17 protein-coding genes are annotated in these 19,681 nt (G+C 61.0%); 7 read left to right on the top strand and 10 right to left on the bottom strand.

Annotation, left to right across the window (positions count from 1 at the left end):
* Positions 1 to 4: 4 nt before the first annotated feature.
* The 6 genes from NKI18_RS07275 (at position 5) to NKI18_RS07250 (ending at position 6,439) form a co-directional block, all read left to right on the top strand.
* A complete protein-coding gene (locus tag NKI18_RS07275; RefSeq protein WP_352616065.1) occupies positions 5 to 1,063 on the top strand; it encodes an LLM class flavin-dependent oxidoreductase in 1,059 nt (352 codons plus the stop codon).
* Positions 1,060 to 2,535: an aldehyde dehydrogenase gene (locus tag NKI18_RS07270; RefSeq protein ID WP_352616068.1), complete on the top strand. Its 1,476-nt coding sequence runs from the start codon at positions 1,060 to 1,062 to the stop codon at positions 2,533 to 2,535. Before NKI18_RS07275 ends, NKI18_RS07270 begins: the two co-directional genes overlap by 4 nt.
* Positions 2,536 to 2,616: 81 nt before the next feature.
* Positions 2,617 to 3,636 carry an ABC transporter substrate-binding protein gene (locus NKI18_RS07265; RefSeq protein WP_353019235.1) on the top strand — a complete coding sequence of 340 codons (1,020 nt, stop codon included), beginning with the start codon at positions 2,617 to 2,619 and terminating at the stop codon, positions 3,634 to 3,636.
* Positions 3,637 to 3,703: 67 nt separating this feature from the next.
* The gene (locus tag NKI18_RS07260; protein ID WP_352616072.1) at positions 3,704 to 4,564 is read left to right on the top strand and encodes an ABC transporter permease; all 861 of its coding nucleotides are present in this window, start codon (positions 3,704 to 3,706) and stop codon (positions 4,562 to 4,564) included.
* Between the two features lies 1 nt (position 4,565).
* Positions 4,566 to 5,366 (top strand): ABC transporter permease, encoded by an 801-nt coding sequence (locus tag NKI18_RS07255; RefSeq protein WP_352616075.1) that lies wholly within the window; start codon positions 4,566 to 4,568, stop codon positions 5,364 to 5,366.
* Positions 5,363 to 6,439, top strand: coding sequence for an ABC transporter ATP-binding protein (locus NKI18_RS07250; protein WP_352616078.1), 1,077 nt, complete (start codon positions 5,363 to 5,365; stop codon positions 6,437 to 6,439). The genes NKI18_RS07255 and NKI18_RS07250 overlap by 4 nt, the downstream gene beginning before the upstream one ends.
* Before the next feature lie 590 nt (positions 6,440 to 7,029).
* On the opposite strand, the gene NKI18_RS07245 is transcribed toward NKI18_RS07250, so the two are convergent.
* The 4 genes from NKI18_RS07245 to NKI18_RS07230 all read right to left on the bottom strand — a co-directional run bounded on the left by NKI18_RS07245 (position 7,030) and on the right by NKI18_RS07230 (position 11,222).
* Entirely contained in the window at positions 7,030 to 8,067 is a 1,038-nt protein-coding gene (locus NKI18_RS07245; RefSeq protein WP_352616081.1) for a phosphatidylglycerol lysyltransferase domain-containing protein, read from the bottom strand.
* A gap of 273 nt (positions 8,068 to 8,340) precedes the next feature.
* Positions 8,341 to 9,063 carry a glycosyltransferase gene (locus NKI18_RS07240; protein ID WP_352448862.1) on the bottom strand — a complete coding sequence of 241 codons (723 nt, stop codon included), beginning with the start codon at positions 9,061 to 9,063 and terminating at the stop codon, positions 8,341 to 8,343.
* A gap of 108 nt (positions 9,064 to 9,171) precedes the next feature.
* Positions 9,172 to 9,945: a glycosyltransferase family 2 protein gene (locus NKI18_RS07235; protein ID WP_352616084.1), complete on the bottom strand. Its 774-nt coding sequence runs from the start codon at positions 9,943 to 9,945 to the stop codon at positions 9,172 to 9,174.
* A 113-nt stretch (positions 9,946 to 10,058) separates the two neighbouring features.
* Positions 10,059 to 11,222, bottom strand: a complete 1,164-nt coding sequence (locus NKI18_RS07230; RefSeq protein WP_352616087.1) for a glycosyltransferase family 4 protein — start codon at positions 11,220 to 11,222, stop codon at positions 10,059 to 10,061.
* Between NKI18_RS07230 and NKI18_RS07225 the strand changes: the two genes are divergently transcribed.
* Complete coding sequence (locus NKI18_RS07225) at positions 11,190 to 12,428, top strand: glycosyltransferase family 2 protein (protein ID WP_352616090.1); 1,239 nt, start codon at positions 11,190 to 11,192, stop codon at positions 12,426 to 12,428. The genes NKI18_RS07230 and NKI18_RS07225 overlap by 33 nt on opposite strands.
* A 30-nt stretch (positions 12,429 to 12,458) precedes the next feature.
* On the opposite strand, the gene NKI18_RS07220 is transcribed toward NKI18_RS07225, so the two are convergent.
* The 6 genes from NKI18_RS07220 to NKI18_RS07195 all read right to left on the bottom strand — a co-directional run bounded on the left by NKI18_RS07220 (position 12,459) and on the right by NKI18_RS07195 (position 19,605).
* Positions 12,459 to 13,154: a sulfotransferase family protein gene (locus NKI18_RS07220; protein ID WP_352502415.1), complete on the bottom strand. Its 696-nt coding sequence runs from the start codon at positions 13,152 to 13,154 to the stop codon at positions 12,459 to 12,461.
* Between the two features lie 14 nt (positions 13,155 to 13,168).
* Positions 13,169 to 13,963 (bottom strand): sulfotransferase domain-containing protein, encoded by a 795-nt coding sequence (locus NKI18_RS07215; protein WP_352616093.1) that lies wholly within the window; start codon positions 13,961 to 13,963, stop codon positions 13,169 to 13,171.
* A 301-nt stretch (positions 13,964 to 14,264) separates the two neighbouring features.
* Positions 14,265 to 15,443 (bottom strand): glycosyltransferase family 9 protein, encoded by a 1,179-nt coding sequence (locus NKI18_RS07210; RefSeq protein WP_352568667.1) that lies wholly within the window; start codon positions 15,441 to 15,443, stop codon positions 14,265 to 14,267.
* Entirely contained in the window at positions 15,433 to 16,620 is a 1,188-nt protein-coding gene (locus NKI18_RS07205; protein WP_352616098.1) for a glycosyltransferase family 9 protein, read from the bottom strand. Before NKI18_RS07205 ends, NKI18_RS07210 begins: the two co-directional genes overlap by 11 nt.
* 9 nt (positions 16,621 to 16,629) lie before the next feature.
* Positions 16,630 to 17,811, bottom strand: coding sequence for a glycosyltransferase family 9 protein (locus NKI18_RS07200; protein ID WP_352616100.1), 1,182 nt, complete (start codon positions 17,809 to 17,811; stop codon positions 16,630 to 16,632).
* Between the two features lie 6 nt (positions 17,812 to 17,817).
* Complete coding sequence (locus NKI18_RS07195; protein WP_352616102.1) at positions 17,818 to 19,605, bottom strand: ABC transporter ATP-binding protein; 1,788 nt, start codon at positions 19,603 to 19,605, stop codon at positions 17,818 to 17,820.
* Positions 19,606 to 19,681 lie beyond the last annotated feature (76 nt).

Genomic DNA, 19,681 nt, shown 5'->3' with positions numbered 1-19,681 from the left:
GCCGATGAAATTTTCGCTTTTCGTCCACATGGAGCGATCGGATCCGGCCAAGCCGCATTCCGAGCTTGTCGGCGAGCTGGAGGACCTGGTCGTCCAGGCCGAAGAGGCAGGGTTCGAGACTGCCTGGATCGGCGAGCATCACGGCATGGAATTCACCATCTCGCCGAACCCGTTCATCAACATCGCCTGGCTCGCCGCCAAAACCAGGCGCATCCGGCTCGGCACCGGAACCATCGTCGCGCCGTTCTGGCACCCGATCAAGCTTGCCGGCGAAGCGGCGATGGCCGACGTCATCACCGGCGGCCGTCTCGACATCGGCATTGCGCGCGGCGCCTACGCTTACGAATACCAGCGACTTTTCCCAGGCCTCGAGGCCTGGGGTGCCGGCCAGCGTATGCGCGAGATGGTACCGGCGATCCGGGGCCTTTGGGATGGTGATTTCGAACTCGCCGGCGAGTTCTGGTCGTTTCCTTCAACCACCTCGTCGCCCAAGCCGCTGCAAAAGCCTTATCCGCCGATCTGGGTGGCCGCGCGCGATCCGAACTCGCACGACTTTGCGGTTTCCAGCAAATGCAACGTCCAGGTGACGCCGCTCGCCTCGGGCGATGGCGAAGTGGCCAGCCTGATGGAGCGTTTCAATGCAGCGTGCAATGCCCACCCCGACGTACCAAGGCCGGAGATCATGCTGCTGATGCATACTTTCGTCGCCGAGGATGCCGCGGAGGCTGACCGGCTCGCGCAGGATCTGTCGCAGTTCTACTGCCAGTTCGGCGCCTGGTTCCAGAACAAGAAGCCGGTGCACCAGGGCATAATGGAAGCGCTGACCGAAGACGAGATCGCGGCCATGCCGCAATATGCGCCTGACAAGATCAAGCAGAACCTGGTCATTGGCGAAGCCGACGAGGTGACCGCCAGGCTGAAGGCCTACGAAGCGCTCGGCTACGATCAGTATTCGATCTGGATCGACAGCGGCCTTTCCCATCGGCGCAAGAAGAAATCGCTGCAGCTCTTCATCGACAGGGTGATGCCGGCCTTTTCCGAGCCGAAAGCTGGATTGCGATGAGCACCACTCAATTCAGGAATTATATTGACGGCAGCTTCGTCGAAGTGGTGGCGACCTTCGACAGCATCGATCCCTCGACGGGCGCGCCATGGGCGAAGATGCCCGCTGCGTCGTCTGATGACGTCGACCGCGCCGTCGAAGCTGCTCACCGGGCGCTTGGCTCCGGCACGTGGCCGGCAATGACGGCAACGGCACGCGGCAAGCTTCTGGTGCGGCTCGGCGATCTGGTGGTCGCCAATGCCGACCGGCTGGCGGAACTCGAGACGCGCGATACCGGCAAGATCATACGCGAGACCCGCGCCCAGATCGCCTATGTCGGCGACTATTACCGCTATTATGGCGGGCTGGCGGACAAGCACGAGGGCTCGTTTGTTCCCATCGACAAGGCCGACATGGAAGTGACCATCCGGCCGGAGCCAATTGGCGTCGTAGCCGCCATTGTGCCGTGGAACTCGCAGCTCTTCCTGTCCGCCGTCAAGCTCGGGCCGGCGCTGGCGGCCGGCTGCACCATCGTTCTGAAAGCATCGGAAGACGGCCCTGCCCCGTTGCTGGCCTTCGCCGAACTCGTCCATGAGGCGGGATTTCCCGCCGGGACCGTGAACATCCTGACCGGCTTCGGCCACGATTGCGGTCACCGGCTGACCAGTCATCCGCTCGTCGCCCGCGTCGCCTTCACCGGCGGTCCCTCGACCGCTCGGCAGATCGTCAGGAATACGGCGGAAAACCTCGCCTTCACGACGCTCGAGCTCGGCGGCAAAAGCCCGGTCGTGGTGTTTGCCGATGCCGATCTGGACAGCGCCGCCAACGCGGTCGTTGCCGGCATCTTCGCTGCCACCGGCCAGAGCTGCGTCGCCGGCTCGCGGCTGCTGGTCCAGCGCTCCGCGAAGGACGAATTCCTCGCCCGGCTCAAGCGCAAGGCCGAGGCGATCAGGATTGGCGATCCGCAGGATCCCGCGATCGAAATGGGACCGCTCGCCACCTCGCGCCAGCGCGAATGGATAGAGAAGATCATTGCTGAAAGCCTGGCCGCGGGCGGGCAACTGGTCACCGGCGGCATTCGCCCCGCGGGCATGGCGGACGGCTTCTATTACGCGCCGACGATTATCGACGCGCCTGATCAGACCCTTGCCTGCGTGCGCGAAGAGCTCTTCGGCCCGGTGCTCTGTGTGCTAGCCTTCGACGGCGAAGCTGAAGCGCTTTCGCTCGCCAACGACACGAAGTTCGGCCTGGCGTCCGGCGTGTTCACCACCAATCTGGCAAAAGCCCACCGCATGGCGCGCGGCATCCATGCCGGCGTGGTCTGGATCAACACCTATCGGGCGGTCTCGCCGCTGGTTCCGTTTGGCGGCTACGGCCAATCCGGGCTCGGCCGCGAGGGGGGCCTCGATGCGATCCGCGACTACACGCGTTCGAAATCGGTGTGGATACGCACCTCCGACGACCCGATTCCCGATCCTTTTGTCATGCGGTAGCCGCCGCTGGCCGGAGATGCGCGATCAAGGCGAAAACGACCGATCGCGAACGGACAACAACGAACAACAGAGGAGAACGACATGAAACTGATCATCACCGGCTTCCTTGCCGGATTTATTGCAACGACAGTTCTGGCAACGACGGCGGCAAAGGCCGAGGACATGGTGTTCACCAGTTGGGGCGGGACGACCCAGGAAGCGCAGACCAAATCCTGGGCCGAGCCGTTCACCGCTGCATCCGGCATCAAGGTCATGCAGGACGGCCCGACCGACTACGGCAAGCTGAAGGCGATGATCGACAGCGGCAGTGTCAACTGGGACGTCGTCGACGTCGAGATGGATTTCGCCATCAAGGCGGCCAAGGACGGTCTGCTCGAGCCGATCGACTTCAAGACCGTGCCGAAGGCCGACCTCGATCCGCGCTTCACCACCGATCACGCCGTCGGCAGTTTCTACTATTCCTTCGTGCTCGCCTGGAACAAGGGCGCCGTTTCGGGTGAACCGGCCGGCTGGGCCGACATGTTCGACCTGACGAAGTTCCCGGGCAAGCGGACCTTCTACAAATGGTCGGCGCCCGGTGTCATCGAGATCGCGCTGCTGGCCGATGGTGTTCCGGCGGACAAGCTCTATCCGCTGGATCTCGATCGCGCCTTCAAGAAACTCGACACGATCAAGTCGGACATCGTCTGGTGGGGCGGCGGGGCGGAGTCGCAGCAATTGATCGCATCCGGCGAAGCAACGTTCGGCCAGCTGTGGAACGGCCGCGTCTTCGCACTGGACAAGGATGGCGCCGATGTCGGCGTCTCCTGGAACCAGAACCTGACCGCAGCCGACGTTCTGGTGGTACCGAAGGGTGCCAAGAACAAGGATACGGCGATGAAATTCCTCGCCGCGGCGAGCAGCCCCGCCGGCCAGGCCAAATTTGCCGAAGCCAGCGGCTATGCGCCGATCAACACCAAGGCCAAGGCAGAGATGCCGGCCGATGCCCTGAAATCGCTGCCGGACGCTCATGTCGACGGACAGATCAATCTCGACATGAACTACTGGGCCGCCAATCGGGACACCATCGCCGCGCGCTGGTATGCCTGGCAGGCGAAATAAGCCCGCCCTTGAACCGCAATGGACGAGACGGTTCGCGCCGTCTCGTCCCCGTAGCCGGGTCGCTGTCATGTCGGTCGAAACACGCCGGAACTTTGGAACGGTGCGGGTGCCGGCAGGCCTCAATGGCCTGCTGCCGGCCCTGATTCTGATTATGCTGTTCTTCGTCGTCCCCGTGCTGGCGCTGCTTTTGCGCAGCGTCACGGAGCCCGAGCCAGGCTTGCAGAACTATGCTGCCCTGCTTGGTGACGGCACCTATGCGCGGGTGTTCTTCAACACATTCCTGGTCGCGACGTTGGTCACCATCGTCACGGTCCTTGTCGCCTTTCCGGTCGCCTGGATGCTGGCGATCATGCCTTCGGGACTGGCCTCGATCATCTTTGGCATCATCATTCTGTCGATGTGGACGAACCTGCTCACCCGCACCTATGCCTGGATGGTGCTCCTGCAGCGTACCGGGGTCATCAACCGGATGCTGATGACCATCGGCGTCATCGACCAGCCGCTGCCGCTCATCAACAATCTCACCGGCGTCACCATCGGCATGGTCTATATCATGCTGCCCTTCATGATCCTGCCGCTGGTCGGCACGTTACGGGCGATCGATCCGATGACGCTGCGTGCGGCGTCGCTGTGCGGCGCAAGCCCTTTCCAGGCGTTCCGCCGCATCCTCGTGCCGCTGTCGCTGCCCGGCGTCGCCGCCGGTGGCCTGATGGTCTTCGTGATGTCGCTCGGCTACTTCGTAACACCGGCACTGCTCGGCGGCACGTCGAACATGATGCTTGCCGAAATGATCGCGCAGATGGTCCAGTCGCTGCTCAACTGGGGGCTCGGCAGCGCCGCAGCCTTCATCCTGCTTGTCGTCACCATGGCTCTCTACGCACTGCAGCTGCGCCTTGTCGGTGCCAGGCGCACGAGCGGAGGCATCTGAGATGCTGCTCGACTATGACCGCATGGGTGGACTACGGGTTGCCCTGCTCGGCTTCACCGCGCTGGTCGCTGGCTTTCTTCTGTTGCCGGTGGTCTTCATTGTCCTGCTCTCCTTCGGCTCGTCGCGCTGGCTGGCTTTTCCGCCGCCCGGCTGGACGCTCAAATGGTACCAGGAGCTTTTTGCCGATCCGGCCTGGCTCGACGCCGCGCTGACCAGCGCTCGGATCGCCACCATGACGGCGATCCTGGCAGTAGCGATCGGCCTGCTCGCCTCCTTTGCCCTGGTTCGCGGAAGGTTTGCCGGACGTGAGATCCTGCGCGGCCTGCTGCTGACGCCGATGGTGCTGCCCGTCGTTGTCTTCGCCATCGCCATCTACGCCTTCTTCCTTCGCCTTGGCCTCGGCGGCACCACCATCGGCTTCGTAACCGCCCACACCGTGCTGGCGCTGCCCTTCGCCATCATTCCGATCGCCACCGCGCTCGAAGGGTTCGACAAGTCGATCGAGGACGCGGCAATCGTCTGCGGGGCAAGCCCGCTCGAGGCCAGGCTCAGGATCACCTTGCCGTCGATCCGGATCGGCATCTTCTCCGCCGCGATCTTTTCCTTCCTCGCCTCGTGGGACGAAGTCGTGGTGGCGATCTTCATGGCCAGCCCCAGCTTGCAAACCTTGCCCGTCAAGATCTGGGGCAGTCTGCGGTCGGACCTCAGTCCGGTGATCGCCGCTGCCTCCAGCCTGCTGGTCGGGCTGACGCTTGCCCTGATGGTGATGACGGCGCTGCTGCAGCGAAAGTTCCGGACATGACCCACCCTTTCCTCTCCATCCGCAATCTGCGCAAGGCGTTCGGGGCGATCGTCGCCGTGCACGACGTCACGCTGGACATTCCCAGGGGCGAGTTCCTGACCTTCCTCGGGCCCTCCGGTTCGGGAAAATCGACGACGCTCTACGCGATCGCCGGCTTTCAGGACCCGACTTCCGGCGATGTCTTGCTGGAAGGAAAGTCGCTGCTTGCAGTGCCCCCGCATAAGCGCAACATCGGCATGGTCTTCCAGCGCTACACGCTGTTTCCGCATCTGACGGTGGCCGAAAACGTCGCTTTTCCGCTGCGGGTTCGCCGCCGGCCGGACGCCGAGGTGAAGAAAAAGGTCGCCGACATGCTGGCCCTGGTGCGGCTCGAAAGCTTTGCCGGACGCTTACCCGGTGCGCTGTCGGGCGGCCAGCAGCAGCGCGTCGCGCTGGCCCGGGCGCTGGCCTACGATCCTCCGATCCTTTTGATGGACGAGCCATTGTCGGCGCTCGACAAGAAGCTGCGCGAGGAAATCCAGGGCGAAATCCGCCGCATCCATCGCCAGACCGGCGTCACCATTCTCTACGTCACCCACGATCAGGAAGAGGCGCTGCATCTGTCGGACCGCATCGCCCTGTTCAAGGATGGCCGCATCGAGCAGACCGGCACCGGCGAGGATCTCTATCTCAGGCCGGCGACCGATTTCGTCGCCAGCTTCATCGGCAATTCGAATTTCCTCGCCGCCGAACATCTCGGCACCACCAACGGCACGACAACGATCCGCATGACAGACGGTTCGGTCATATCCGGAGTCAGGGCCAACGGCACGTTCGGCAAAGGCCAGAAGACCAGGCTGATGATCCGGCCCGAAGCCTTTAGCATGGAGCGGAGCCCGGCGAGCGCGGAACTGAATGTCGAGATCGTCGACATCGCATTTTACGGCGAGCGCCGGCGGATCGTCGCGCGCATCGCCGCTGGACAGGAGGTTGACATCAGGCCGACCTCTGCCGCCATGCAATCGCAGGATGTGTGGCCCTGCAGCCGGCAGGTCTTTTTCGATCCCGCTGCTGCATTCCTGTTTCCGGCCTGACTAAGCCGCGGTGGATCGCCGCTCTTCAACGCTTCGCAGCGATGGAAGCGTGCTTGGGAACAAGCTGTGGTTAGGTCCATCATCAGCTTCGGTCAGCAAGCGCGCAACGTGATCGACGCTGCAGTCGGCTGATTGGATGGCGGGCGCAACTCCCGTATCCATTGACAGTCGTCATGCTCGGTTGGAAGATGAAGAAGGTCAGCGGCGATAGCCATACGGGAAGGCAATGGTCCAACCGCCAGATACCGGACACCATCCTGGCAGCGTCGTCGCGGTCATCGTCATTTGTTTGATCATCGTTGCTTTGTTCTTCATAGGCTTCAGATACTCAAGGCCAGGCCAGGGTACCCTCGTTATTCCTGGCGGTACGCTGCAGCAACCGTGAATCCGACCCCTTGGCGCTGACGCGGAGCCGTTCTCAGGCTGCCAAAAGTGCCCCGGCGGGACTGGGGGACGCCGCAGAATGGGCCGGCGGTTCGCAGCCGGTCTTTTGCTTCCCGCCGCGGCATTCCTTTCCCACCTAAACAACCAAGCCTGACCGGTGTGAGGTCGACCATACTAGGAGACGACGAGCGCCCAGCCACTAGGCGCTAGACGGCCCTGATCAGCCGGAGCAGAGAAAGCGCTTCGAAAAAGGTTCCCTTGCGAAAGGCGAGATAGGTCGGCTCTTCGACACCATGGAACCGGCGCTTGAAGGCCGCCTGCCCCTGCAGATTGAAGCGGGTGCGATTGACCCAGGGGGAGTCATAGGCACGCTGGAAGGCGTGCCGCCAGAAATCGCTTTCGGCAAACCCGCTAGGTCCGATTTCGACAAGCGGCGACAGGCCTAGGGTGACGACGGAAACACCTTCATCGCGAAAGCGGTCGACCGCGAATTTGGTCAGGCCGATCTCGGCATGCGCCGAGGCATCAATGTGCTTGCGCTTGAACGAGGTGGTGTAGCCGATGACCTTGCCGTCGCTGAACAGCGGATCGAAATCCAGCAAGGCCACGAGCTCCCCATCCGGACCGTGCAGGACGAAACGGCGCATATCGACGCCAAGGTGATCGGCAAAGGGCCTGTTGAGAAATCTCATCTCCCAGCGCTTGACGATGCGGTCGGCCCGCCAATTCTGGGAGAGCCTGGCAATCTCGTCGAGGAAGACAGCCCCGTTGTCCTCTGCGAAGGAAAAACCCTTCTTCAAGAGCCAGCGTTCGGAATAGCGCACTGTCTCATTGCGCTTTCCGGAAAAGTCGTGTCTGGGCAGGACAAGCCTGGTGTCGACGCCGAGGCGGTTGACCTGATAGCCAAGCCCGGCAAGCACGCGCGCCGTCTGGTCGCCGATCTGCACGAACCACGGGCTGCCGGCAACCTCGATGAAACGTCTGATATAGTCGCGCCAATCGGCCGGGGCAGCCACTGGATCACCGAGCGCGAAATGATGTCGCGTTTTGCTGCCGTAAGCGATGTAGCCCTGGGCATCGCCGAAGTAGTGAAGCCCCTTCTGCACGGCGGTCGAATAGGCAAGGGAAAAATCACCATGGCGACGGACCAGCGCCAGGCGCTCGACATGGTTCAGCTGCAGCCGCGGTATTTTAGGCCCGCGGTTCTCCAGGAAACGATCGAGGCGTCTTCGCAGTGACGGCATGGTCGACTTTCGCGTGCCGGCTAGGCCGATGAAAGAGCTGACGGACCCCAAACCGATCATATTGCCGCGAGCTGATCCTTATCTCAGCGCGGCATGTTTACCCGGCCGGAGCCGCCAGATTCGTAGGCGCAATCTGCCCCGGTCCCGCCCCCAGGCGGCAACACGCATTGTTGTCGACGCCCAGCGCCTGACGGCTGGTTGCTGCGCCCTTGGCGACACGAAAATCAATGCCACTTTCGGAAGCGCCCAGGTCACCTGCCAAACACGATGTTCTTATCGAACGGCGCTCTGAGAAGATTCCGCTTGATCGGAAGCCAGGAACTCGTCGCGTTCTGCTATCCACAAATCGGCGTAGTCGACATTCTGCCATTCGGCAAACCATGGGCCGCCGCTGGTATAGTGGACCGCCTTAGGTGTGCCGACCGCAGGCTTTTCATTCCAACCTTCGAGCCAATTCCACTCTACCGGCAATGAGCCCAAATCTTTGTCGGCAACCCACTGCATTCGGTGAAGATAGGCGCCACTTTCCTGATTCACGACCTCTGGCGTGAGCGATCTGACCGAAGGATGCGCGCAATTGAACAGCATCAGCGACGACCAGTTTTTCCGAGGATAGGACGTCTGGACCACACCATCCATCTTGGTTGTGGCCTTCGGCGTATAGTCATGCTGGACGCAATAGACCGCCTTGTCCGAGTCCGTATATTTCAGCAGGCCTGCGACGTCACCAAGCCACAGGAAATCGCAATCGCAAAACAGGGCCCAACCCGTGTAGTCGGCGAGAAAGGGCGTGAGGAAGCGCGTGTAGGTGAACTCCGTTGAGGCGAGCGGATCTTTTTCCCGCCAATACAGCCCGCGGGCACGCATCTCGTCCTGTTTGATCGGAATGACGGAGACAGGCGCCGACGCATGTTTGAGCAGCGAGTGTCGCGCGACGTCGTACGCGATCGGCTCACGGCTGTCCCATCCGATAAATACCCTAAACGCATCAGTCATATTCACTACCCTGGCTTTCGATTTTTACGGTCGTACACTAACTAGTTGGCGATGGCTCGGCAACAATTGCGGTCAACCAAGCCGGTTTCTCACAGATTTGTCCTGGCCTCAGTGTTGCTTTTTTGGGTGGACCGGGCCTCGCATTCCCAATGCGACACGGGCCCATTTCTGATAGGTGTAGCTGGCCGAATACGCGGCCACCATCGCACCAATGGAACCGTCCAGAAATCCCAGCCGGAAAATATAGCTGCGCACATAGGCCCAGACCGAGCGCAAAACCGCCTTGCCTATCGAGCTTTTTTTGCCCTCGGCAAGCAGTTGCGCGGCGGACGCTTCTGCGTACCGGCCGATCTTGTCGTGGGCATCTGCCAAGTCGGTAATGGAATCGTGCTCGATCGGCTGGGACAATCGGCTGACCTTCCCGTTCACCAATACCTTCTCGTGCACGGTGTCGTCGCTGAACCGCCCGGAGCGGCGACGGAAGAGCCTGAGCACCAGATCGGGCGACCAGCCGCTATGGCGGACAATGTGCCCGCAAAAGCGCGATCTTCTCGGTATTTCGAAGCCGTCATTGGCTTTTGGGTCGGCGATTGCGGCCCTTATTTCCGCGCCGAGCGGCGCCTCCACCCACTCATCGGCATCCAGCGAGAGGATCCAATCCCCCGTTGCCGCGGCCAGCGCACGGTTTTTTTGCGCGCCAAAACCGGGCCAATCAACGGTCATCAGGACCTTGGCCCCCAGAGCACCGGCAATCTCCCTGGTCCTGTCGCTGCTGTTGTTGTCGAGAACGACGATCTCATCGGCAAAATGGACCGACCGAAGGCATTGCGCGATGGATGCCTCCTCGTTGCGGGTGATGATAATAACCGAGAGCGCCGGCACGGTCAGAATGTTCCGGCATCAAAGCTGCCACTGTCATTCGAATGCATCTGCAGCATCGGCTCCCGCTCCGTTGGCACACTGAGGGTACTAACTTGATCTAACAAAGTCGAAAATCATTTCAGATCAAGGCTTTCATACAGCGCCATCATTCGCTTGATCATGACATTGAAATCATAGTGTTCGGCTGCCGCTCTCACCCGGGCTGCGGTCTCAGGTCGTGACGACAACTGCAGCGCGTGCGCGAGCGCTGCAGCGAGGTCGCTTTCGCTGGCCGCATCGCAAACGAGCGTCGGCTCGAACCGCTCGACAAGCTCGCGCGCTCCACAGCCGGTGCTTACCAGGGCGGGCAAGCCGCTGGCCATCGCTTCGATGACCACTGTGCCGAAAGGATCATAGATGGAAGGCAGCACGGCAATATCGGCCGCGCCGTACCACGGCAGCATGTCTTTCTGCGGCCCCAGCATCTTGAGCCGTGCGCCGAGACCGAGCCTGTCACCGACCTGCCTGAAGGCGTTGGCGCGCGAATCATGGCCGATGACCCACAATTCAGGCTCGCCATCGAGCCTGGCGACCGCCTTCATCAGTGCAAGAAGTCCTTTTCGCGCAAAGCCCGAGCCGACAAACAGGACGACCGGCCTGTTTTCGTCAACGTCGAGCCGCGCGCGGATTGTCGCCCGATGCTGCTGGCGCAGCTGCGGGTTGAAGCGGTCGAGATCCACCCCGTTGGGAATATGGTGCACATTTTCCGCCGGATAATCGTAGTGACGGACAATGTCCTCTGCCACCATCTTCGAAATGGCAATGACAGCTTTGAGCCTCGGGCTGGCGTAGGTTGCACGTTCAAGGCGCAGCGTCTGGCGGTGAAAGGGGCTCAGCGCCATTGCCGCCCTGCCAAGCCGCGTCTCGAAACGCCGCCGCTCGGCAAGATAGGCGGCATGAACGCCCTCCCCGGCCCGGAAAACATCGCAGCACGGGAGGCGATCGTTGCTCTGCACCAGCGCCGGTGGCATCTCGGCGATCTTGCGGCAGGCGGCTTGAGCAAAGGACGCCGCCCGCAGCGAACGCGGAAAGCGGCGGCCGGCACAATGGATGAATTCTATGCCTTCATAGCGCGGCCAGTCGCCGGAGAGCACGGCCACCGGCCGCTGACGCGCGGCGAATGCGGCCATGATGTTTTCCAGCATGATCTCGCCTCCGCCAAAAGGCGCATAACGCTGGCGCACGAACAGGATCGGCCTGTCGAATTGATTTTCGGTGCCACGAATGCCGGCGTGCATGGGGTCTGGGCTCCGGCCTTGTTGCCATCTGACGATGTCTATAGAGGCCAGCGCGCATCGGCAACAGTTGGAAAGCTCACCCGCCGGAACTCAGAACAGGCCTGTGTCCATTGTCCGCAACTGCTTGCGATTTGCCTAACGGTGCTGCATGTAGAAATTAACTGCAAACAGCGGATCAGCGCCAGCTCCAGCCGGGCGGTGACCGCCATGAGGGGAATCGATGGCTTGAGCAAAGCAACCTGGCCCGCCATTGTCCGCCGGACGATTACCGACACCGCCATATATCGGCTGAGACACACTTTCGGAAGACGGGCAGAAGTGTCATCGCTGCGGCCGATAACGCCCCTTAAAGCGAATGACCTGCCTTTGATCCTCGTGATCCGCAACGAGGCGGACAGGCTACGCCCGTTCCTGAAGCACTATCGCGAACTCGGCGTCACCAGATTCGCCGTCCTCGATGATCGCTCGACAGACGGAACAGCTGAGCTTCTGGCCGAGCAGCCAGATGTCGATCTATTCAGCTCGCCGATCACCTATTCGCAGTCGGACCTGGGAAACCTTTGGCGTCAGGGGATTGTGCAGATCTATGGTCAGCCTCGCTGGTATCTGACCGTGGATGCCGACGAATATCTTGTCTATGACGGTATGGATCAGCATCCGCTCGGTGCGATGGCCGACTGGCTCAAGCGGCGCGGAATGACACGCCTGCTGGCGCCGATGATCGACATGTATCCGAGCGGAAACATCTGGGACGTACCCTTCGATCCCATCGTGCCGCCATGGCAAGTTGCGGACCATTTCGACGGCAGCGGCTATGAGGTGACGAGGAGCCCCCGGCATCTCAAGATCACAGGCGGCCCGAGAACCCGGCTTTTCGCCAGGCAGCACAAGTTGACCAAGTTTCCTCTGATATATGTTGATCGCCAGACGATTTTTACGTCGATTCACTCACCGCTGCCCTACTGGCGAAACTATATAAAGGGATTGGCTGGCCTGCTTCATTTCAAGTTCTTCGCCGATTTCAACGACAAGGCGCAGGTCGCGGTGGCGGAAGGTCAGTATTGGAACGGCGCTTCCAAATATCGCCAGTATCATGAGGTATCGAGCGGTAAAGCCGCTCTCAGCGCGATGAGCGAACAGTCAATGCGGTACGAAGGCGCTCACAGCCTGTTCAAAACGGGTTTGATCGACAAAATTGATTGGTAGACGGCATTTCAAGCAGATGCCGAACCGACATCATGCATAACCGAATGCTTTCATAAGCTGGGCACCTCGTCCTTGTACCAGGTCCTGTAGCTCGGCGTTTCCAAGTTCGGAGCGCCATCTTCCGCTCCCGTCATAGATCGGCTGATTGACCTGTTGGTTCCGGAGCACCGCATGTGGCGTCTCGCCGCTGGCGTCGGTCGGCTTGAACCACTGCTGCGGGTTCTTGTGATAGTCGAGGAGATCCGGGCTGAAGGTTACATCGAGAAAGCCGCATATCTGCTCGACGACTTTGGCCGGATTCTCGACCAGGTCCTCATAGCGATAGATCAGCACATCCGGCTTTCCCCGTTCCGCAAGAACCAGCGCGTTGTCGTTGATCCAGCGGTCGAGAGCCTCCGTTGGGTCGCCAAGTCGTTTGATCAGGGACGCTACGACGTCGCGCCCATCTCGCACCGGCATGACGAAACGCGCGCCGGGCACGAGCCGGCGAATGCGGGCGACACGGCGGATATGCCGCGGTGTCTTTTCAAGCAGCACGTTCTTTCCAGCATCGAGCGCCGCCCGCTTCAGTTTCCAGAAGCGGAACATCGCCAGTGGCGTCCACTTGAAGAAAATGTTGGTTTCCTGGAGCGGCAGGTAGACGTCGGGATGCGACGCAAGGATCGTCGCAATCAACGTCGTCCCGCTATGGCCGCAGCCGCAAATGAATCCGGTCCGCATCACCATGTCGGCAATGCTCCCTAACCCAAGGCGACCCGGGCGCGGTTATCGACGCGAGCGTAGCACAAGCCGTTCGTGCTAAAAACCTTGTCCAGCTTCTCCCAATATTCGAACTTAGCCAACTGCTCGTCACAATAGGCCACGTCGTCCTCGGAAAGATATTCGCCGTAACCGCCTATCTTGCCCTTGCGCACCTTGAAGCTTTCGGGATCATTCGCATCGCGCGGCTGTAATATCTTGCCGTATCGATCGGACAGATCACCGGTCGATTCACTCACTTTCATCTTGTCGAACGTTCGGTTGTTCGCCACCTCGACAAGCGTCCGATCGTCAGCCTGCTGGTTCAGGAATCCAAGGATCGCGCGAAGGACACCAGCCGTATCCCGATGCATATCTTCATATTGAAGATACCGGATTTCGCGCATCCGGGGCATGGCCGCGAACCAATGCAGATTAAATCTGATGATCTTTTCAATCCCATGATTGTCGCTTCTGATAAAATCGCTGAACGATCCCGCTGGAAGCATGTGGCGCTTCTGAACCTGAAAGTACCCTGAGACCACCGTATCTCTTGGATCGCGAACAAGCATTATTGTTCTTCTCTTCTTGTATCGAGATTTATTCTCCTTTAGGCCCGATATCGGTCGAAGTAACTTGTGGTCGGTTCCGTCGTGAATGTATTGAACTTCAACTCCGAGATCGTCCAGCATGACACGTAGCCACGTGCGCCCGGATTTTGGAAAGGATACGATAAGAGGAAGAGGCGGCGCTTTGGCCTGGAAAAATTTTAGAAAGGACATGTTTAGAAAGGACATGGAGAGACCTCCTTTAGATTATCAGAGCTGGCGCCCGAACCGCTGCCGGCCAGACCAACCCCATTACTGGGCGCCTAAGCCTACGGCTGATTCGAACACAAGGCAGAAATGCCAGCAAGAATTGCGATCCTCTGCGGGGCGAATTGGCCTTTACTATATCCCGGTTCGGAATGCCTTATGTTTTTTGGCCTGTTGCGACGACTGTTCGACACGGGCGCTCCATTCCGCGGTCCGTCGGCCGAACTCCTTAATGCGCATCGCGTCGAAGCGTATTCAGTGACGCGCTTTTGGACGACATGCATTAGCCACTCACTTTTGTGAGCCATGGCGCCAGAATGGACTCGGCCTCGCCCATCACCACGGACCAGGGGCGTTCCCGTTTCGAGACCAGCACGGCCGATGGATAGTAGGGCGTGCGGTCGCCCTCGACCGGCCAGGAGCGTTTGAAGCCGTCGCCCAGAATGAAAACCGAGGGGATGCCGAGCGCGCCGGCCAGATGCGCTCCGGTATTGCTGATGGTCACCACGGCGTCCATCGCGGCAACCTGCGCGGCGAAAAGATCCATGTCGACGAGCTGATCGACCGATCTGTCATGAAGAATGCGCTCCGGCTCACCGTCGGTCAGGATCTTCAGATCGGTCTCGATCTGGCCGTACTGCAGCGAGACGAACCGGAGGTCCGGTCGGCCGATCAGGTTTCGCCAGGCGGCAAGCGGCGGCAGGTCTTTGCCGGGATTGGAGCTGCCCCATGCGATACCGACCAACGGCCGTCCTTCCTTCCGGTAGCGGGCGCGAAGTTCAGCGACCCGGGCCGGATCCGGCTTAAGGGGCACGAAATGCTCGCGGATCGTCGCCTCGTCGGTTTCGAAAACGGCAGTCAGATGCTGGACGCCGGCGAAGGCCTGCGCCTCGGCATAGGCGGCCTTGCCGCCAGCGCCGACCGGCCGCACATCGGCGGTCGGAAAAGTGCGCTGAAAGAGCGGTACCAGGCGGCGCTCGACCAGCACGATCGAGCGGGCGGCGCGCGCCAGGGCACAGCCGACGGAACTCGCATGATGGATCGCGGTGGCCAGACCCTGCTTTTCGGTTTCCATCAGATCGATCAGCAGTGTCTGGCCAGAAATATCCTGGCCCAGCCACTCGCCATCGACGCGGCCGTTGACGATGTGGCGTCGGGCGATCCTGAGTTCGGCGGCTGCGCCATAAGCGCCCATCCGCATCAGCGCCTTGCTGAGCTCGTCGATCAGGTGGACCTCGCCCCTCGACTTCGCAATGGATCCAAGAGCCAGGGCTTTCGGCAGTGCCGCCGGCCAATCGCGGGACTCGACGCTTCGCCGATAATCCGCCATCTGATCGGCAATGTCGCCGTCGCGCCAGCGAAGGAAGAGCTGCCGGCGGTGACGTCGGAACCAGACCTTGTATTTGTAGCCTGCAAGCGCGACAGCGCGGCGCAACCGGCCGAGAAGTAGGCTACCTTCCATCGCCAGCTCCGCTGATGATTTGCATGACCCGTCCGCCTGCTTCCTGCACTGCCGACGCCCAGGCTCGGCCGCCTTTTCGGACCAGTCGAACGCTCGGATATGCGGCGACGGTCTCACCGAAAGCAGGCCAGGACAGCCGAAATCCATCGTCGAGCATGACAATCGTCGGCACGCCGAGCGCTCCGGCCAGGTTGGCGCCGGTATTGCTGATCGTCACCACCGCGTCGAGCGCCGCAATTTGGGCGGCAAAGCGGTCCATGTCCGTCAACTGGTCGACGGAAGCGTCATGGATGATGCGCCCCGGCGCGTGGCGCTCGAACTCGGAGAGGGCCGGCCCGACATCGCCATATTGCAAGCTGACGAGGCGCCCCGGCAGGCTGCTGAACAGCGTCCGCCAATCGTCCAGGGCCGGCAGATCCTTGCTCTTGTTGAGGCTTCCCCAGGCAAATCCGATCAGGGGACCTGGGCCGCCATCGAGATAGGTGCCGCGCAGCTCGGCAACCAGTCGGCGGTCCGGCTCCAGCGGAACGAAGGGCGCGCGTGCCGCCGGGTCGTCCGGCCAGAAATGCTTTGCGAGTGTCTCGAAACCGGCAACGACATCGGCGTCCACCGCCGCCATGTCCTCTTCCCCTTCAATCCTGACATCGAGCGCAGGATATGTTCTGCGATAAAGCGGTGCCAGTCGCGGCTCGACGAAGACGATGCATCGACCGGCAGCCGCAGCTGCTGGACCAAGCAAAGACGCGAACTGGAAAAAGATCGCCAGGTCGCCTTCGCGACGATCGACGAGAAGCGTGCGACCCGCAAGATCACTGCCATCCCAATCGGGCCTGCCGCGCAGCTGCTTGCTCGCCGCCATCAACTGCCAGATGCGATTTCCTCCGTCGAGACGCCTCAGTCCACGCCCCGCTTTCTTGATCAGGCCGAGATCGCCAAGCTGCTCACCAAGCACGCCAAGCGCCAGTGCATGGTCGCGAGCAGTTTGCCAATCACCACGCTGCACGCTTTCCTCCATCAGCCTCATATGCCGTTCGGCGCTTTCGTCGGCGTGGCGCGAGGGACGTCTAAGAAGTTCCTTTGCCCGCTCGAGGACCTTCTGCAGCCGCTTGCCGACGGCGCCCTGCGGGCGCAGATCGGCGGTTTTTGCCTTCTGAAGGATGGTTCGTCTGTTCTGCACGGCGATGTTCTATCGTCCCCGGGGAGCGTCGGAAAGCGTCGTCAGGATCGGCGAGAGCCGCCGGCCGGCCTCGTCGAGCACCAGCGACCAAGGGCGCCCCTCCTTGCGAATGACAATGCCCTTCGGATACCAGGGTGTCCGGTCGCCGGTCACTGGCCATGCCGTCTGAAAATTATCGTCGATGAGGAAAACAGTCGGCACGCCAAGGGCTCCGGCAAGATGGGCCGCCGTATTGCTGATCGTCACGACAGCATCGAGTGCAGCGAGCTGTGCGGCGAAACGGTCCATGTCGACCATCTGGTCGACGCTGTCGTCAAAGATCAGACGCGCGTCGTTGCCGTTGCGAAGGCGCCGCAACGCCGGCTTGATCTGTCCGTACTGGAGCGAAACGAATGTCGCTTGTGTCTGGGCGATGAACCGTGCCCATTCAGAAAAATCAGGCACGTCCTTGGTGTGGGATTTGCTGCCCCAGGAAAGACCTGCCAGCGGCAGATCCGTCATCGAGCGATAGCGCTTGCGGAATGTCTCGACGAGTTCAGGATCTGCCCGCAGCGGCACGAAGTCGGCAGCAAGTTTTTCGGCATCGCGTCCGAACACCCAGGCGAGATCTTCGAACGTCGCACGTTTGTTGCCGACCACATCCTGCTGCGCCGGGACCACGGTCGCCTTCGGGAACGTTCGCTGCAGAATTGATACCAGGCGCGGCTCGACCCGAATTGTTGCGCTTTGGGCATAGGCAGCGGCAGCGCCGGCCAGTCGCGCGTGGCGGATAACCCGGCCAAGGCTGCGCGGGTCATCCTCCACAAGATCGATCAGCAGTGTATCCGATCCGAGATTCTCGCCGGTCCACTCGTTGGCGCTTTTCCCTTTCCGCAGCCGGCGAGCGGAAAGCCGAAGCTCAGCTGCCCGCGCAAAGTTGCCAAGGCGTTCGAACGCCTGGCCCGCCTTCTGCATCAGCTCCGGGTCGCGATTATGATCGGCCGTGACAGCCATCTCATTGGTACCGGCTTCAAGGCCTTTCCAGTCCCTGCGCACGATCAGGGCCTCAACCTTGGCCTGCAGCTCAAGAATGGAACGAGGCTGCTTGGGACTGAAAAACAACCTGCGCACCGCCTTTTTGTACCGGCGCACCTGAAGGCCCAGTCCACCAATCACATACCGGACATAGGAACCGTGATAAAAGCTGGTCATCGGCCTTCAGCGCAATACGCTCTGCCGCAGCTTTTTGCCGCTTTCGACCATCGGATCGGGCGTCTCCAGGTGGAATATCGAACGATATATCTCGCTGTGCTTGGCAAGCTGGTCATGCGTTCCAGCATCGACAAGCTGTCCGGCGTCAAACACGAGAATACGATCGGCCGCCTTGATTGTAGACAGCCTGTGCGCAATGCAGATCACCGTGCGCTGAAATGTGTTGTCGAAGGCTGCCTCCATAACCGCCCGTTCGTTTTCACCGTCAAGCGCGGATGTCGCTTCGTCATAGACGATTACCGCAGCATTCTTGAGCAGGGCGCGCGCGATGGCAACGCGTTGTTTCTGGCCGCCGGACAGGTTGGTGCCGCTTGGCCCGACAAGCGTGTCGAGCCCGTTTTCGAGCGCCGAAGCAAAGCTGGTGACCCGGGCGAGGTTCGCAGCGGACTCGATTTCCTGATCCGTGGCATTCGGGCGGCCGTCGCGAATGTTGTCGCGGATCGAGCCTTCGAACAGGAAGACGTCCTGGGATACCAGTGCGATGTTATCGCGAACGTCGGCCAGGCTGATCTTCGAAATGTCCTTTCCGTCGATCAGGATCCTGCCCTTGTCCGGCTCCATCAGGCGCAGGATCAGATTGACGATGGTGGTCTTGCCGGCGCCGGAGCGGCCGACGATCGCCAGCTTCTCACGAGGTCGCACGTCGAAGGAAACACCCTCGAGCGCGGGGCTGTTGCCGTCATAGGAAAAGGCCACATCTTCAAAGCGGATACCACCATCGACGTCGGTCAGACGCTCGCCCGCGATCGCGAGTCGCCGCTGCTCGGGCGTGTCGATCAAATCATACATCTGCTCGACGGCGACCATTTGCTTCTGGATGTCGACATTGACCCGGGCCAACCGCTTGGCAGGCTCATAGGCAAGCAGGAACGCGGTAATGAAGGCCATGAATTCGCCGGGCGTCTTGCCGTTGCCGAGGGTCTGCCAGCTGGCGTACATAACGAAAAGCCCGATGATCACACCGCCGCCGGTCTCCATCAATGGGCTCATCAATGCTGACGTCCGGTTGATCTGGATGCCACGTCTTTCCATCTTGCGGACGGCCTTTGCAAAGCTGGCGACGGCCTTGTCCTCGAGCTGGAAGGACTTGATGGTGCGGATGCCTTCGACGGCTTCCGTGCCGATCGACTGGACTTGTGCGGCCAATTCCGTCTCGCCCCTCGCCAGCGCCTTGAGCTTCCTGGTTATCGCGCCGACTGACAGGAACAGCATCGGCAGAACCGCCACGGATATCAGCGACATCACCGGGTCCTGCTTGACCATGACGCTGGCCAAGGCAATCAGGGTCAGCAGATCAGAGACGGCGCTGCTCGTGAGGGTGAGAATAACGGTCGCCCCGGCGCGCGCGTTGAACATGATTTTGGAGATGAATTTTGCCGGATGCTGGTTCGCGAAACGGCTGATGTCGAAATACACCATTCGGGAAAATTGCCGGTTTTGCAGGTCCGAAACGATAGCCCGGCGAATCTTTCCCGTCGTGACGGTCTGGCAGTAGGCAGCTATGCCCTTGACCAGGAAAATGCCGATGATGACGGCGCTGATACCCGATACAGCGGCAGCGTCTCGCTCGACATAGATGGTGTTGATCATGACTTTCATGATCCAGGCCGCCGCGCCGGTCGCCGCAGCAGCGGCGATCGAGCACAGCAAACCTGTCACATACAGCATCTTGTGCGGCGGCAGATTTTCGCCAATCAGACGCTTGATCAGCGGATATGCTGGGGCCGTTGACACTCGTTTCTTTGTAATCATCTCGTCGCCGCCCGTTGCGATCCCGTCCGGTCTTCGCGTTATCTTGAAGCGCGAGACG

This window comes from Mesorhizobium sp. M0800 (genome assembly GCF_040320095.1).
In the GTDB taxonomy this organism is placed as follows: domain Bacteria; phylum Pseudomonadota; class Alphaproteobacteria; order Rhizobiales; family Rhizobiaceae; genus Mesorhizobium.
The sequence above is the reverse complement of the archived record's forward strand: the minus strand, read 5'-3'. Positions and strand labels throughout refer to the sequence as shown.